Genomic DNA, 14,497 nt, shown 5'->3' with positions numbered 1-14,497 from the left:
CCGGACCAACGAGGGGACGTCCACATGACCGAGGCAGCCGGCACCCACGCCCCCAAGGCCCTGGCGGGCGTGCGGGTGCTCGACCTGACGCACGTCCAGTCGGGGCCCTCCGCCACCCAGTTGCTCGCCTGGCTGGGCGCGGACGTGATCAAGCTGGAGCCGCCGGGCAGGGGTGACGTCGCGCGCTCCCAACTGCGCGACCGGCCCGGCGTCGACAGCCTCTACTTCGCGATGCTCAACTGCAACAAGCGCAGCATCACCCTCAACCTCAAGGCCCGACAGGGCAAACGGATGTTCCGCCGGCTCGTCGCCACGGCCGACGTGCTGGTCGAGAACCGCGACCCCGGCGTGCTCGACCGGCTCGGCTTCCCCTGGCCGGTGCTGCGCCGGCTCAACCCCCGCCTGGTCTACGCCAGCATCAGGGGCTTCGGGCCCGGGCCGCACGCCGAGCTCAAGGGCTACGAGGTGTTCGCCCAGGCGATGGGCGGCGCGATGGCCACCACGGGCTTCCCCGACGGGCCGCCCACCGCCAGCGGCGCCCAGATCGGCGACGCGGGGGCCGGCGTCCACCTGGTCGCGGCCGTGTTGGCCGCGCTCTACCAGCGCACCGTCACCCGGCGCGGCCAGCGGGTCCAGGTCACCATGCAGGAGGCCGTGCTCAACCTCTGCCGGGTCAAGCTCCGCGACCAACAGCGTCTGGCCCACGGCCCGTTGGCCGAGTACCCGAGCCGCCCCCGGGGCCCCGAGGTGCCGCGTGCCGGCAACGCCTCGGGCGGCGGGCAGCCCGGCTGGGCGCTGCGCTGCGCGCCCGGCGGCCCCAACGACTACGTGTACGTGATCGTGCAGCCGCAGGGCTGGAAGGCGCTGACCCGGCTGCTCGGCCGGCCCGAACTCGCCGACGACGCCGGCTGGGCGGGCCAGGAGGCCAGGCGCGCCAAACTGGACAAGATGTTCGCGCTGGTCGAGGAGTGGACCGAACGGCACGAGAAGTGGCGGGTGTTGGACATCCTCACCGAGCATGGCGTCCCCTGCGCCCCGGTGATGTCCACCAGGGAGCTGCTCGACGACCCGACGCTCGCCGCGCTCGGCGCGATCGTCGAGGTCGAGCACCCGGAACGCGGCGGCTTCCGCACCGTCGGCTCCCCGCTCCGGCTCTCCGACTCCCCGGTCGAGGTCGGCAGGCCGCCGCTGCTCGGCGAGCACAACGCGGAGGTGTACGCGGAACTGGGATACGGCGCCCGCCAGTTGGCCGGGCTGCGGGCGAGCGGCGTGATCTGAGCGGAACGGCGGTCCGAGGTGTCACGCCCCTGTCCCGGCGCGGCGATCACTGGAATACTGTATGCAATCCCTGCCCCTCAGGGGCCCACACCCGACCGAGATCGGGGGCAGTGAATGAGAGTGGCAGTGCTCGGCGCCGGAGCCATCGGCGCCTACGTCGGAGCGGCGCTGCACCGCGGCGGCACCGACGTCCATCTGATCGCGCGCGGCGCCCAGTTGGCCGCGCTGCGCGAGCGCGGCGTCACGGTGCTCAGCCCGCGCGGCGACTTCCTGGCCCGCCCGCCCGCCACCGGCGACCCCGCCGAGGTGGGCCCCGTCGACTATGTCTTCCTCGGCCTCAAGGCACAGCAGTACGCCACCTGCGGCGCCCTGCTGGAGCCGCTGCTCGGCCCCGACACCGCGGTGATCGCCGCGCAGAACGGCATCCCCTGGTGGTACTTCCACGGCCTGGCCGGGCACGCCCTGGAGGGCCGCCGCATCGAGGCCGTCGACCCGGAGGGCACCGTCAGCTCCGTGATCCCGGTGCGCCGGGCCATCGGCTGCGTCGTCTACTGCTCGACCGAGATCGCCGAACCCGGGGTGATCCGCCATCTGGAGGGCACCAGGTTCGCCATCGGCGAGCCGGACGGCAGCGTCTCCCGCCGCTGCCTCGACTTCAGCGCGGCCATGGTGGCCGGCGGCCTCAAGTGCCCCGTGGAGTCCGACCTGCGCAACGACATCTGGGTCAAGCTGATGGGCAACGTCGCCTTCAACCCGCTCAGCGCCCTGACCCGCGCCACCATGGTGCAGATCGCCACCCACCCGGGCGCCCGCCGCCTCGTCGGCTCGATGATGGCCGAGACCCTGGCGGTGGCGCGGGCCACCGGCAGCACGCCCGGCGTGTCCATCGACCGCAGGCTCGCCGGCGCCGAACGCGTCGGCCACCACAGGACCTCGATGCTCCAGGACCTGGAAGCCGGCAAGGAGATGGAGACCGGCGCCATCCTCGGCGCGGTGGTCGAGCTCGCCGAGCTGACCGGCGTCCCGGCCCCCACCCTGCGCGACGTGCACGCCGCCGTCGACCTCCTCGCCCGCACCAGCACCCGCCCGCACGCCGGCACCGCCGCCGGCCGCCCCACCGCCGCACCCGACCCCCAACCCCCAGCACGGAAGGTCGAGCCAGCATGACCGCCAACTCCCCAGGCCAGCGCACCCGGCAGGACCGGAAGCGCCGCCGCGAGCACTACACCCGCCTCACCCAGCCACTGGTCCGCGACTCCGGCGTGCTGCGCCCCGCCACCTGGGAGGAGGCGATGAGCCGGGCCGCCGAGGGCTTCTGGCGCAACACCGAGCAGCACGGCCCGGACGCCTTCGGCATGTTCTCCTGCGCCCGCTCCACCAACGAGATGAACTACCTGGCGCAGAAGTTCACCCGGGTCGTCGTCGGCACCAACAACGTCGACTCCTGCAACCGCACCTGCCACGCGCCCAGCGTCGCCGGCCTCGCCCACGTCTTCGGCAGCGGCGGCGGCACCTCCTCCTACCAGGAGATCGAGGACACCGACGTCATCGTGCTCTGGGGCTCCAACGCCCGCGAGGCGCACCCCATCTTCTTCCAGCACGTGCTGCGCGGCATGCGCAACGGCGCCCGACTCTTCGTCGTCGACCCCCGCCGCACCTCGACCGCCCAGTTCGCCGAGCGGCACCTGCCGTTGAACGTCGGCACCGACATCCCACTCGCCTACGGGATCGCCCGCGAGATCATCCACGCCGGCCTCGCCAACCGCACCTTCATCGAGCGCGGCACCGAGAACCACGCCGCCTACGCGGCCGCCGCCGAGCCCTGGACGCTGGCCCGCACCGAGGAGGTCACCGGCGTCCCCGCCCACCTGATCCGCGAACTCGCCCACGTCTACGCCCGCGCCGACCGCGCCCAACTCTGCTGGACCCTCGGCATCACCGAGCACCACAACGGCACCGACAACGTCCTCGCCCTCATCAACCTGGGCCTGCTCACCGGACACGTCGGCCGCCACGGCGCGGGACTCAACCCGCTGCGCGGCCAGAACAACGTCCAGGGCGGCGGCGACATGGGCGCCATCCCCAACCGGCTCCCCGGCTTCCAGGACATCCTCGACCCCGCCGTGCGCGAGAAGTTCGGCCTCGCCTGGGGCCGCGCCATCCAGCCGCGCTACGGCTGGAACCTCACCCAGATGCTCGACCACATCGAGCGCGGCGACCTCACCACCTGCTACATCATCGGCGAGAACCCGGTCCAGTCGGAGGCCGACGCCCAGCACACCGTCAAGCGGCTCTCCAACCTCGACCACCTCGTCGTCCAGGACATCTTCCTCACCAAGACCGCGCAGCTCGCCGACGTCGTGCTGCCCGCCACCGCCGCCTGGTGCGAGACCGACGGCACCTTCACCAACAGCGAGCGGCGGGTGCAGCGGGTCCGCAAGGCCCTCAAACCGCCGGCCGGCGCCCGCGACGACATCGCGATCCTCTGCGACATGGCCCGCCGGCTCGGCCACGACTGGCACTACACGCCCGAGCAGGCCTGGGACGAGATGCGCTCCCTGGCCCCCAACCACGCCGGCATCTCCTGGGCCCGTCTGGAGGCGGGCGGCATCCAGTGGCCCTGCTACAGCGAGGACACCCTCGAACCCTCCTACCTGCACGGCAGGTTGTGGGAGGCGGACCCGGAACGGCGCGGCCGCCCCGCCCCGTTCACCGTGCTCGAACACCGCCCGCCGGTGGACGAGCTCACCGAGGAGTTCCCGCTGCGGCTCACCACGGGCCGCCGCCTCGACTCCTACAACACCGGCGTCCAGTCCGGCGGTTTCGACTCCCCGCTGCGCCGCGGCGAGACCCTGGACCTGCACCCGGTCGACGCGGAGGCGCTCGGCGTCGCCGACGGCGAGGAGGTGCGGATCAGCTCCCGCCGCGGCTCCATCGTCGCCCCGGTCCGGCTGGACGCCGCGCTCAGCCCGGGGCTCGCCTTCATGACCTTCCACTTCCCCGACGAGGTGGACGTCAACACCATCACCATCGAGGCCACCTGCCCGATCGCCGGCACCGCCGAGTACAAGGCCGCCGCCATCCGCGTCGAGCGCCTCGACCCCACCCCGGCTCGCTAGGGGCCTGTCTTCCGGATCTTCGTGGGCTCGCGACGAGCCCCCAGCCTGGCGGCTGGGAGGTGCCCCCAGGCATCCCGGCTGGCTGCGTTGCCGAATCGCGCGAGTACGGCCAAGTACGAGCTGCGCTGCGGCCGACATGCGGCTCCGCCGCGTGAGGCGCCTTGCCAGCCGGGCGCCATCCGCCGCTCGCTGATCCACGAAGACCCCAAAGACAGGCCCTAGCCGCCGCCCCCGCCAAGGAGCGCACCATGGAACTGCACTTCTCCGGCGCCACGGCGACCGAGCAGGAACGGGACGCCGTCGACGCCGCGCTCGCCGCCCAGGCCGACGACCCGGAGGCCCCCGCGCACCGCCGCGACCTGCTGCTGCCGGCCCTGCACGCGGTGCACGAGCGGATCGGCTGGATCAGCCCCGGCGCGTTGGAACACCTCTGCCGCCGCCTGGAGATCCCGCCCGCCAGCGCCTACGGCGTCGCCAGCTTCTACTCGCTGTTCTCGCTCACCCCCCGCCCCCGCCGGGTGCTCCACGTCTGCACCGACCTGGCGTGCAAGACCGCGGGCGGCGACGCGCTCGCCGCGGCGGCCGAACGCGAACTCGGCCCGCCGGGGCAGCCGGAGGGCGACGTCCAGTGGCTGCGCAGCCCCTGCCTGGGCGTCTGCGAACGCGCCCCGGCGGCCCTGGTCTTCGAGGCCGGCGAGGTCGCGGCCGAGCAGGTGCTGGCCCCCACCGGTGCCACCGAACTGCTGGCCGCGGCCCGCACCGGGCCGGCCACCGAGCCCGACCCCACCGCGTCGGAGCCGCCCGTCGTCGAGTCCGTGCCCCAGGCCGGGCGGCCGGGGCTGCGCCTGCTGCGCCGGGTCGGCACCGTGGACCCCACCAGCCTGGCGGCGTACCGGGCCAGCGGCGGCTACACGGCGCTGCGCCGGGCCATCTCCATCGGCCCCGGCGCCGTCATCCGGGAGGTCACCGACTCCGGGCTCACCGGCCGCGGCGGCGCCGCCTTCCCCACCGGCCGCAAGTGGGACGCCACCGCCCGACAGCCCGAGACCCCGCACTACCTGGTCTGCAACGCCGACGAGAGCGAGCCCGGCACCTTCAAGGACCGCGTGCTGCTGGAGGGCGACCCGTTCGCCGTCGTCGAGGCCATGACCATCGCGGGGCTCGCCGTCGGCGCCCGCCGCGGCTACCTCTACCTGCGCGGCGAGTACCCGCGCGCGCTGCACCGGATCAGGCACGCCATCGCGGAGGCCAGGCACCGCGGCTACCTCGGCCGCGACGTCATGGGCCACCCCGGCTTCCACTTCGACATCGAGATCAGACGCGGCGCCGGCGCCTACATCTGCGGCGAGGAGACCGCGATCTTCAACTCCATCGAGGGCTACCGCGGCGAGCCCCGCAGCAAGCCGCCGTTCCCCGTGGAGAAGGGCCTGTTCGGCAAGCCCACCACCGTCAACAACATCGAGACCCTGGCCAACATCCCGCTGATCCTCGAAGAGGGCGCCGCCGCCTACGCCCGCCTCGGCACCGAACGCTCCACCGGCAGCAAGCTGTTCTGCCTCTCCGGAAGCGTCCGCCGGCCCGGCGTCTACGAGGTGCCCTTCGGCACCACCCTCGGCGAACTCCTCGACCTGGCCGGGGGAGTGGCCGAGGGCCGCACCCTGCGCGCCGTGCTGCTCGGCGGCGCCGCCGGCGGCTTCGTCCGCGCCGACGAGCTCGACCTGCCCCTCACCCTGGAGGACGCCCGCGCCGCCGGCACCACCCTCGGCTCGGGCGTTGTGCTCGCCCTCGACGACCAGGCCGACCTGGCCGGCATCCTGCTGCGCATCGCCGCGTTCTTCCGCGACGAGTCCTGCGGCCAGTGCGTCCCCTGCCGGATCGGCACCGTCCGCCAGGAGGAGGCCCTGCAACGCCTGGTGCGCCGCGGCGACCCCGCCGACACCGCGCTGCTGCGCGAGGTCGGCCAGGTGATGCGCGACTCCTCCATCTGCGGCCTCGGCCAGACCGCCTGGAACGCCATCGAGTCCGCCCTCGACCGCCTCGGCCTGCTCACCAGCACGGAGGGAACCGCATGACCGCCATCGACCTCGGACTGCCTCGCCGCATGGTGGAGTTCACCCTGGACGGCACCACCGTGCTGGTCCCGGAGGGCGCCACCATCCTGGACGCCGTCCGGGCCACCGGCGGCGACCTGCCCACCCTCTGCCACGGCGACACGCTCACCCCGGCCAACGTCTGCCGGCTCTGCATGGTCGAGGTCGAGGGCTCCCGCACCCTGGTGCCCTCCTGCTCGCGCCGGGCCGAGCCCGGCATGGTGGTGCGCACCGCCACCGAGCGCGCCCGGCACAGCCGCAAGCTGGTCCTCGAACTCCTCGGCTCGGCCACCGACCTGTCCACCACCCCGAAGGTCGCCGACTGGATGGCCGAGTACGACGCGGACCCCGAGCGCTTCGGCCCCGCGGCACCGCCCAGGACCGGCCCGGCCAGGCCCGGCGAGCACGAGGAGACCGACGGCGCCGCCGCGGCCACCGTCGCCCAGCCCGCCAAGGTCGACAACGACCTCTACGTCCGCGACTACGGCAAGTGCATCCTGTGCTACAAGTGCGTCGACGCCTGCGGCGACCAGTGGCAGAACACCTTCGCCCTGACCGTCGCCGGACGCGGCTTCGACGCCGGCATATCCACCGAGTACGCGGCCCCGCTGCCCGACTCCGCCTGCGTCTACTGCGGCAACTGCATCGAGGTCTGCCCCACCGGCGCCCTCAGCTTCAAGGCCGAGTACGACCACCGCGAGGCCGGCACCTGGGACGAGTCGGCGCAGACCGAGACCACCACGCTGTGCACCTTCTGCGGCACCGGCTGCTCGCTCACCCTGCACGTCCAGGAACTCCCGGACGGCGCCGAGCAGATCGTCAAGGTCACCTCCCCACACGACAGTTCGGTCACCCACGGCAACCTCTGCATCAAGGGCCGCTTCGGCTGGCAGCACGTGCAGCGCACCGGGCCGCCCATCCAGGACGTCGAGGAGGTCGAGCTGTGACGGGCTACCGGCTCAAGCCGGGCACCGACTGGAGCGACGCCCTCACCCGTTGCCTGACCGCCGCGCCCGAGGCGTTCCGCGCGGACCGGGTGCTCAACCTGCACGGCGGCGGCTGGCACGAGGACGGCATCCCGGCCCCCGCCACCAGCCCGGTCGACGGCCGCCCGATCGTCGGCCCACCCGCCCTCGACCCGACCACCGCCCGCGCCGCCGTCCGCGGCGCCCTCGACCAGCACCGCGCCTGGGGCCGGCTGCCGCTCGCCGAGCGGCGCGCCCGCGTCGCCGGCGCGGTCGACGAACTCGCCGCCCACCGCGACCTGTTGGCACTGCTCCTGGTCTGGGAGATCGGCAAGCCCTGGCGGCTCGCCCGGGCCGACGTGGACCGCTGCCTGGACGGCGTGCGCTGGTACCTCGACGAGATCGGGCCCATGCTGGGCGACCGCGCCCCGCTGTCCGGGCCCGTCTCCAACATCGCCAGCTGGAACTACCCGATGAGCGTGCTCATGCACGCCATGCTGGTCCAGGTGCTCGCCGGCAACGCGGCCGTCGCCAAGACCCCCACCGACGGCGGCACCGCCTGCCTCACGCTGGCCTGCGCCCTCGCCGCCCGGCACGGCCTGCCCCTCACCCTGGTCAGCGGCAGCGGCTCCGAACTCTCCCCGGCGCTGGTCGGCGACCCGGCCGTGGGCTGCGTCAACTTCGTCGGCGGGCGCGGCGCCGGCGGCCGGGTCGCCGCCGCCCTGGCCGCCACCCGCACCCGGCACATCCTGGAACAGGAGGGCCTCAACTGCTGGGGCGTGTGGGAGTTCAGCGACTGGGAGCTGCTGGCCGGACACGTGCGCCGCGCCTTCGAGTACGGCAAGCAGCGCTGCACCGCCTACCCCCGCTACGTCGTCCAGCGCGACCTCTTCGACGCCTTCCTCGCCGCCTACCTGCCGGCGGTCCGCGCCGTGGAGTTCGGCCACCCGCTGGCCGTCGCGCACCCGGACGACGAGCCGCCCGAGCTGGCCTTCGGCCCGCTGATCAACGACGCCAAGGCCAAGGAACTGGCCGGCGTGGTGGCCGAGGCGGTGGCCCGCGGCGGGATCCCGCTGCACCGCGGCCGGCTCGCCGACGGCCGCTTCCTGCCCGGCCAGAACACCGCCGCCTATCTGCCGCCCGCGGCCGTGCTCTCCCCACCACCCTCCTCACCCCTGCACCACCAGGAACCCTTCGGCCCCGTCGACACCATCGTGCTGGTCGACACCGAGGCCGAGCTGCTGGCCGCCATGAACGCCAGCAACGGCGCCCTCGTCGCCTCCCTGGCCTGCGACGACCCGGCCACCGCGAGCCGACTCGCGGCACAGCTGCGGGCGTTCAAGGTGGGGATCAACGCGCCCCGCTCGCGCGGCGACCGCGCCGAACCGTTCGGCGGCCGAGGGGCCTCCTGGCACGGCGCCTTCGTCGGCGGCGAACTCCTGGTGCGAGCCGTCACCCAGGGGCCGCCCGGCGAACGCCTGCCCGGCAACTTCGCCGAGTACACGCTCTACCCGCCCACCTGACCTCGTCCCGGAAGTGCCCGAGATGACCACTGCCGCCGCCCCCCGGTGGACCGTCAACCTGTCCATCCTCTTCACCGAGCTCCCGCTGCTCGACCGCCCCGCCGCGGCCGCCGCCGCCGGATTCACCGCCGCCGAACTGTGGTGGCCCTTCGACGACGACCCGAGCCCCGCCGACTCCGACGTCGCGGCGCTGCGCCGCGCCTTCACCGACGCCGGGATCCGGCTGAGCGGCCTCAACCTGCTCGACGACCTCGGCCGCGGCGAGCGCGGCACCCTCTCCGACCCCGCCCAGACCGACCGGTTCCGGGCGAACCTGCCCGTCGCCGTCGGCCTCGCCGAGGAGCTCGGCTGCACCGCCCTGAACGCCCTCTACGGCAACCGGGTACCCGGCCTCGACCCGGCCGACCAGGACGAACTCGCCCTGGAGAACCTGGCCCTGGCCGCCCGCGCCGCCCACGACATCGGCGCCGTGCTGCTGGTCGAGGCGCTCAACGCGCACGAGTCGCCGCGCTACCCGCTGGTCTCGGCGCGGGCGGCGGTGGCGGTGGTCGACCGGGTCAACGAGGTCACGGGCCTCGGCAACGCCCGCTTCCTGTGCGACGTCTACCACCTCTCCCGGATGGGCGAGGACCCGCTCGCGGTCGTCGACGCGCACGCCGACCGCATCGGCCACGTCCAGATCGCCGACGTCCCAGGACGCAACCAGCCGGGCACCGGCTCCCTCGACCTGCCCGCCCTCCTCGACCGGCTGGCGGCACACGGCTACCCGGGCCTGATCGGCCTCGAGTACCGGCCGACGGGACCGAGCGCCGCCAGCCTCGACTGGCTGCCGCGCGGGGAACGCGCCGACCGGCGGGAGGCACTCCGGTGACCGCCATCGGCTTCGTCGGCCTCGGCATCATGGGCGCCCCGATGGCCGGCCACCTCGTCAAGGCCGGCCACGCGGTCACCGGCTACGATCTCGTCGACGCCGCCGTCGAACGCCTCGCCGCCCAGGGCGGCCGGGCCGCCGAGAGCCTCGCCGAGGCCGTCACCGGCGCCGAGGTGGTCATCACCATGCTGCCCGCCGACCCACACGTCAGGTCCGTCGTGCTGGAGGAGGGCGGCGTGCTGACGCACGCCGCCCCCGGCACCCTGCTGATCGACATGAGCAGCGTCACCCCCGGCATCGCCCTGGAGATCGCCGCCGCCGCGGCCCCGCTCGACGTCCGCGTCCTGGACGCCCCGGTCTCCGGCGGCGAGGCCGGCGCCGTCGAGGCCGCGCTCTCCATCATGGTCGGCGGGGAGGCCGCCGACTTCGCCGCCGCCAGGCCGCTGTTGGACCGGCTCGGCTCCACCGTGGTGCACGTCGGCCCCACCGGCGCCGGACAGACCGTCAAGGCGGCCAACCAGCTGATCGTCGCCGTGCACCTCCAGGCCCTCGCCGAGGCCGTGGTGTTCCTGCGGCGGGCCGGCGTCGACCTCGGCTCGGCGCTCGACGTGCTGGGCGGCGGCCTCGCCGGATCCACGGTCCTCGCCCGCAAACGCGCCGCCATGGAGCACCACGACTTCCGGCCCGGCTTCCGCATCGACCTGCACCACAAGGACATGGGCATCGTCACCGAGGCCGCCCGCGCCCTGGGCGTGCCGCTGCCACTCGGCGCGCTGGCCGCCCAACTGGTCGCCTCGGCCCGCGCCAACGGCGACGGCGGCCTGGACCACGCCGCGCTGCTGCGCGGCGTCGAACGGCTGGCCGGCGGCTGAGCCGCCGAGCTCCGCCCAGGCCCGGCCCACCCCCTTCCCACGACCCCCGACGGGAGTACCCCATGCCCCGGATGACGGCTGCCCAGGTGGCGGTGGAGATCCTGAAACGCGAGGGCACCAGGCACGTCTTCGGAGTGCCCGGCGCCGCGATCAACCCCTTCTACGCCGCCATGCGCCGCGACGGCGGCCTCACCCACGTACTCGCCCGGCACGTCGAGGGCGCCTCGCACATGGCCGAGGGCTACACCCGCGCCAGGGCCGGCAACATCGGCGTCTGCGTCGGCACCAGCGGCCCCGCGGGCACCGACATGATCACCGGCATCTACTCGGCCGCCGCCGACTCCGTTCCCATCCTCTGCGTCACCGGGCAGGCGCCGGTGGCCAGGCTCCACAAGGAGGACTTCCAGGCCGTCGACATCGCCGCCGTCGCCCGGCCGCTCACCAAGATGGCCATGACGGTGCTGGAACCCGCCCAGGTGCCGGGCGCCTTCCAGCAGGCGTTCCACCTGATGCGGTCCGGGCGCCCCGGGCCGGTGCTGATCGACCTGCCCGTGGACGTCCAGCAGGCCGAGATCCCCTTCGACCCCGACACCTACCAGCCGCTGCCCGTCCACCGGCCGGCCGCCGGCCGCGCCCAGATCGAGCGCGCGCTCGACCTGCTCGGCGCCGCGCGACGCCCCCTGATCGTGGCCGGCGGCGGCGTCGTCAACGCCGACGCCGCCGAACAGCTCGTCGAGTTCGCCGAGCTGACCGGCGTGCCCGTGGTGCCGACCCTGATGGGCTGGGGCACCATCCCCGACGACCACCCGCTGTGCGCCGGCATGGTGGGCCTCCAGACCTCGCACCGGCACGGCAACGCCAGCATGCTGGCGGCCGACTTCGTGCTCGGCGTCGGCAACCGCTGGGCCAACCGCCACACCGGTGGCCTCGACGTCTACACGCGCGGCCGCACCTTCGTCCACGTGGACATCGAACCCACCCAGATCGGGCGGGTGTTCGCCCCCGACTACGGCATCGTCTCGGACGCCGGGGCGGCCCTCGACCTGTTCGTCGAGGCGGCCAGGGAACGGAAGGCCGCCGGCACGCTCCCCGACCGCACCCGGTGGGCCGTCGAGTGCGCCCACCGCAAGGCCACCATGCTCCGCCGCACCCACTACACCGACGTCCCGATCAAGCCCCAGCGGGTCTACCAGGAGATGAACCGCGTCTTCGGCAGGGACACCAGGTACGTCAGCACCATCGGCCTCTCCCAGATCCAGGCCGCCCAGCTGCTCGCCGTCCACCGCCCCCGGCACTGGATCAACGCCGGCCAGGCGGGCCCGCTCGGCTGGACCGTGCCGGCCGCGCTGGGCGTGGCCACCGCGGACCCGGACGCCACCGTGGTGGCGCTCTCCGGCGACTACGACTTCCAGTTCATGATCGAGGAGCTGGCGGTCGGGGCGCAGTTCCGCATCCCCTACATCCACGTCGTGGTCAACAACGCCTACCTCGGTCTGATCCGGCAGGCCCAGCGCGCCTTCGACATGGACTACTGCGTCCAGCTCTCGTTCGACAACGTCAACGCCCCGGAACTCGGCGGCTACGGCGTCGACCACGTCAAGGTGGCCGAGGGTCTGGGCTGCAAGGCCGTCCGGGTGGTCGAACCCGAGCTGATCCGGCCGGCGTTGGAGCAGGCCAGGGAGCTCGCCGCCGAGTACCGGGTGCCGGTGGTGGTGGAGGTCGTCCTGGAGCGGGTCACCAACGTCCCGATGGGGCTGGAGATCGACGCCGTCGAGGAGTTCGACGAACCGGCGCCCGCGCCGAGTCCCGTCACCCCAGGACCCGGTCCAGGTTGAACGCGGCGCTGATCAGGGCGAAGTGGGTGAAGGCCTGCGGGAAGTTGCCGCGCTGCTCGCCGGTGTGGCCGATCTCCTCGGCGTACAGGCCGAGGTGGTTGGCGTAGGTCAGCATCTTCTCGAACGCCAGCCTCGCCTCCTCCGGACGGCCGGCCCGCACCAGCGCCTCCACGTACCAGAAGGAGCAGATGGAGAACGTGCCCTCCTCGCCCCGCAGTCCGTCCGGGCTGACCCGTGGGTCGTAGCGGTACACCAGCGAGTCGGACACCAGCTCGTCCGTCAACGCGTCGAGCGTGGACAGCCACTTGGGGTCGGTGGGGGAGATGAACTTGGCCAGCGGCATCATCAGCACCGAGGCGTCGAGCACGTCCCCCTCCTCCTGCTGGACGAACGCCTGCCGCCGCTCCGACCAGCAGTGGCTCATGATCCGCCGGTAGATGGTGTCCCGCGTCTCGCGCCAGCGCGGGATGTCGGCCGGCAGCCCCCGGCGGATGGCCATCCGCATCGCCCGCTCGATCGCCACCCAGCACATCAGCCGCGAGTACAGGAACCGCTTGGGGCCGCCCCTGGTCTCCCAGACGCCGTCGTCCGCCTGCTCCCAGTTGCCGCACACCCACTCCACCAGCGCGCAGACCTCGTCCCAGCGGTCGCTGGAGATCGGCTGGCCCCACTTGTCGTACAGGTAGATCGAGTCGATCAGCGCGCCGTAGATGTCCAACTGCAACTGCTCGGCCGCCGCGTTGCCGACCCGCACCGGGGCCGAGCCCAGATAGCCCTCCAGATGGGAGAGTTCACGCTCCGGCAGCTCGGCCCGCCCGTCGATGGCGTACATGATCTGCAGCGGCCCTTTCGGCCCCGCCGGGCCGACCGCCTGCTGCCCCGTCCGCCGGGACAGGCCCATCTGCCGGGAGAGAAAGGCCATGAACCCGTCGGCCTCCTCCGTGAAGCCGAGCCGCAGCAGCGCGTACACCGCGAACGCCGCGTCCCTGATCCACACGTAGCGGTAGTCCCAGTTGCGCTCGCCGCCCACCTGCTCCGGCAGGCTGGTGGTGGGGGCCGCCACGATCGCCCCGGTCGGCGCGTACGTCAGCAGCTTCAACGTCAGCGCCGAGCGGTGCACCATCTCCCGCCACCGACCCCGGTAGCGGGAGGCGTGGAGCCAGCGCCGCCAGAAGTCCACGGTCGCCGCGAACTCCTCCTCGGCCTCGGCGCGCGGGCAGGCGCGGGGCAGCTGGCCGTCCTCGATCCGGTCCAGCGCGAACACCTCGGACTGGCCCTCCAGCAGCGTGAACCGCGACCAGACGTCGCGGTCGTCGCCCTCCAGCGGGGCCGTGGAGGTGAGCGCCAGCGTCAGGTCGGGGGAGGCGAAGACCGCCTGCCCGTCCTCGATGCGCGCCGTGTGCGGCTGCGCGCCGTAGCCGAATCTGGGCGCCACCCGCGCCCGGAACGGCACCGTGCCGCGCACGCAGACCACCCGCCGGAGCAGCCGGTGCCGGTCGTCGTGGCCGTCCGAGCTGCCGTTGATCGGCATGAAGTCCTGCACCTCGCCCACCCCGTCGCCGGCGAAGAACCGGGTGATCAGCACGTTGGTGTCGGGGAAGTAGAACTGCTTGGTGCGCGCCGGCACGTCCGCCGCCAGCTGGAAGCTGCCGCCCCGGTCGGCGTCCAGGATCGACGCGAAGACGCTGGCCGAGTCGAAGCGGGGACAGCAGTACCAGTCGATGGTGCCGTCGATGCCGACCAGCGCGATGCTGCGCAGGTCGCCGATCAGCCCGTGGTCGGCGATGGGCAGATAGCGCGACTCGGGTCGCTCGGCCATGGCGGACCCCTTCCGGCGGTTCCTCGCCCTTCCGCCTTCGAGCCTAGAACGGTAAGCCCGAGCCGGCCTCCGCTGACCCGTCACGCTCGGTCGATCGAGCCGGTACACGTAGTGCGGCGGGTCTC

10 protein-coding genes are annotated in these 14,497 nt (G+C 73.5%); 9 read left to right on the top strand and 1 reads right to left on the bottom strand.

Annotated elements, in window-relative coordinates:
* Positions 1-24: 24 nt before the first annotated feature.
* The 9 genes from frc (at position 25) to gcl (ending at position 12,553) form a co-directional block, all read left to right on the top strand.
* Positions 25-1,278, top strand: a complete 1,254-nt coding sequence (gene frc / locus RNC47_RS10955; RefSeq protein ID WP_311597793.1) for a formyl-CoA transferase — start codon at positions 25-27, stop codon at positions 1,276-1,278.
* 114 nt (positions 1,279-1,392) lie between these two features.
* Complete coding sequence (locus RNC47_RS10950) at positions 1,393-2,445, top strand: 2-dehydropantoate 2-reductase (RefSeq protein ID WP_311597791.1); 1,053 nt, start codon at positions 1,393-1,395, stop codon at positions 2,443-2,445.
* Positions 2,442-4,397, top strand: coding sequence for a molybdopterin oxidoreductase family protein (locus RNC47_RS10945; RefSeq protein ID WP_311597789.1), 1,956 nt, complete (start codon positions 2,442-2,444; stop codon positions 4,395-4,397). Before RNC47_RS10950 ends, RNC47_RS10945 begins: the two co-directional genes overlap by 4 nt.
* A 248-nt stretch (positions 4,398-4,645) precedes the next feature.
* On the top strand, positions 4,646-6,469 hold the full coding sequence (locus tag RNC47_RS10940) for an NAD(P)H-dependent oxidoreductase subunit E (protein ID WP_311597787.1): 1,824 nt from the start codon (positions 4,646-4,648) through the stop codon (positions 6,467-6,469).
* Positions 6,466-7,434 (top strand): 2Fe-2S iron-sulfur cluster-binding protein, encoded by a 969-nt coding sequence (locus RNC47_RS10935; protein WP_311597785.1) that lies wholly within the window; start codon positions 6,466-6,468, stop codon positions 7,432-7,434. The genes RNC47_RS10940 and RNC47_RS10935 overlap by 4 nt, the downstream gene beginning before the upstream one ends.
* On the top strand, positions 7,431-8,975 hold the full coding sequence (locus RNC47_RS10930) for an aldehyde dehydrogenase family protein (RefSeq protein ID WP_311597783.1): 1,545 nt from the start codon (positions 7,431-7,433) through the stop codon (positions 8,973-8,975). Before RNC47_RS10935 ends, RNC47_RS10930 begins: the two co-directional genes overlap by 4 nt.
* Positions 8,976-8,997: 22 nt before the next feature.
* Positions 8,998-9,846: a TIM barrel protein gene (locus tag RNC47_RS10925; protein WP_311597781.1), complete on the top strand. Its 849-nt coding sequence runs from the start codon at positions 8,998-9,000 to the stop codon at positions 9,844-9,846.
* Positions 9,843-10,718, top strand: a complete 876-nt coding sequence (locus RNC47_RS10920) for a 2-hydroxy-3-oxopropionate reductase (protein WP_311597780.1) — start codon at positions 9,843-9,845, stop codon at positions 10,716-10,718. Before RNC47_RS10925 ends, RNC47_RS10920 begins: the two co-directional genes overlap by 4 nt.
* 62 nt (positions 10,719-10,780) lie before the next feature.
* Positions 10,781-12,553 (top strand): glyoxylate carboligase, encoded by a 1,773-nt coding sequence (gene gcl, locus RNC47_RS10915; RefSeq protein WP_311597778.1) that lies wholly within the window; start codon positions 10,781-10,783, stop codon positions 12,551-12,553.
* Here gcl and RNC47_RS10910 read toward each other — a convergent pair.
* Complete coding sequence (locus tag RNC47_RS10910) at positions 12,528-14,372, bottom strand: glycoside hydrolase family 15 protein (protein ID WP_311597777.1); 1,845 nt, start codon at positions 14,370-14,372, stop codon at positions 12,528-12,530. The genes gcl and RNC47_RS10910 overlap by 26 nt on opposite strands.
* Between the last annotated feature and the right edge of the window lie 125 nt (positions 14,373-14,497).

It is taken from the genome of Streptomyces millisiae (assembly GCF_031845425.1).
In the GTDB taxonomy this organism is placed as follows: domain Bacteria; phylum Actinomycetota; class Actinomycetes; order Streptomycetales; family Streptomycetaceae; genus Streptomyces; species Streptomyces millisiae.
The sequence above is the reverse complement of the archived record's forward strand: the minus strand, read 5'-3'. Positions and strand labels throughout refer to the sequence as shown.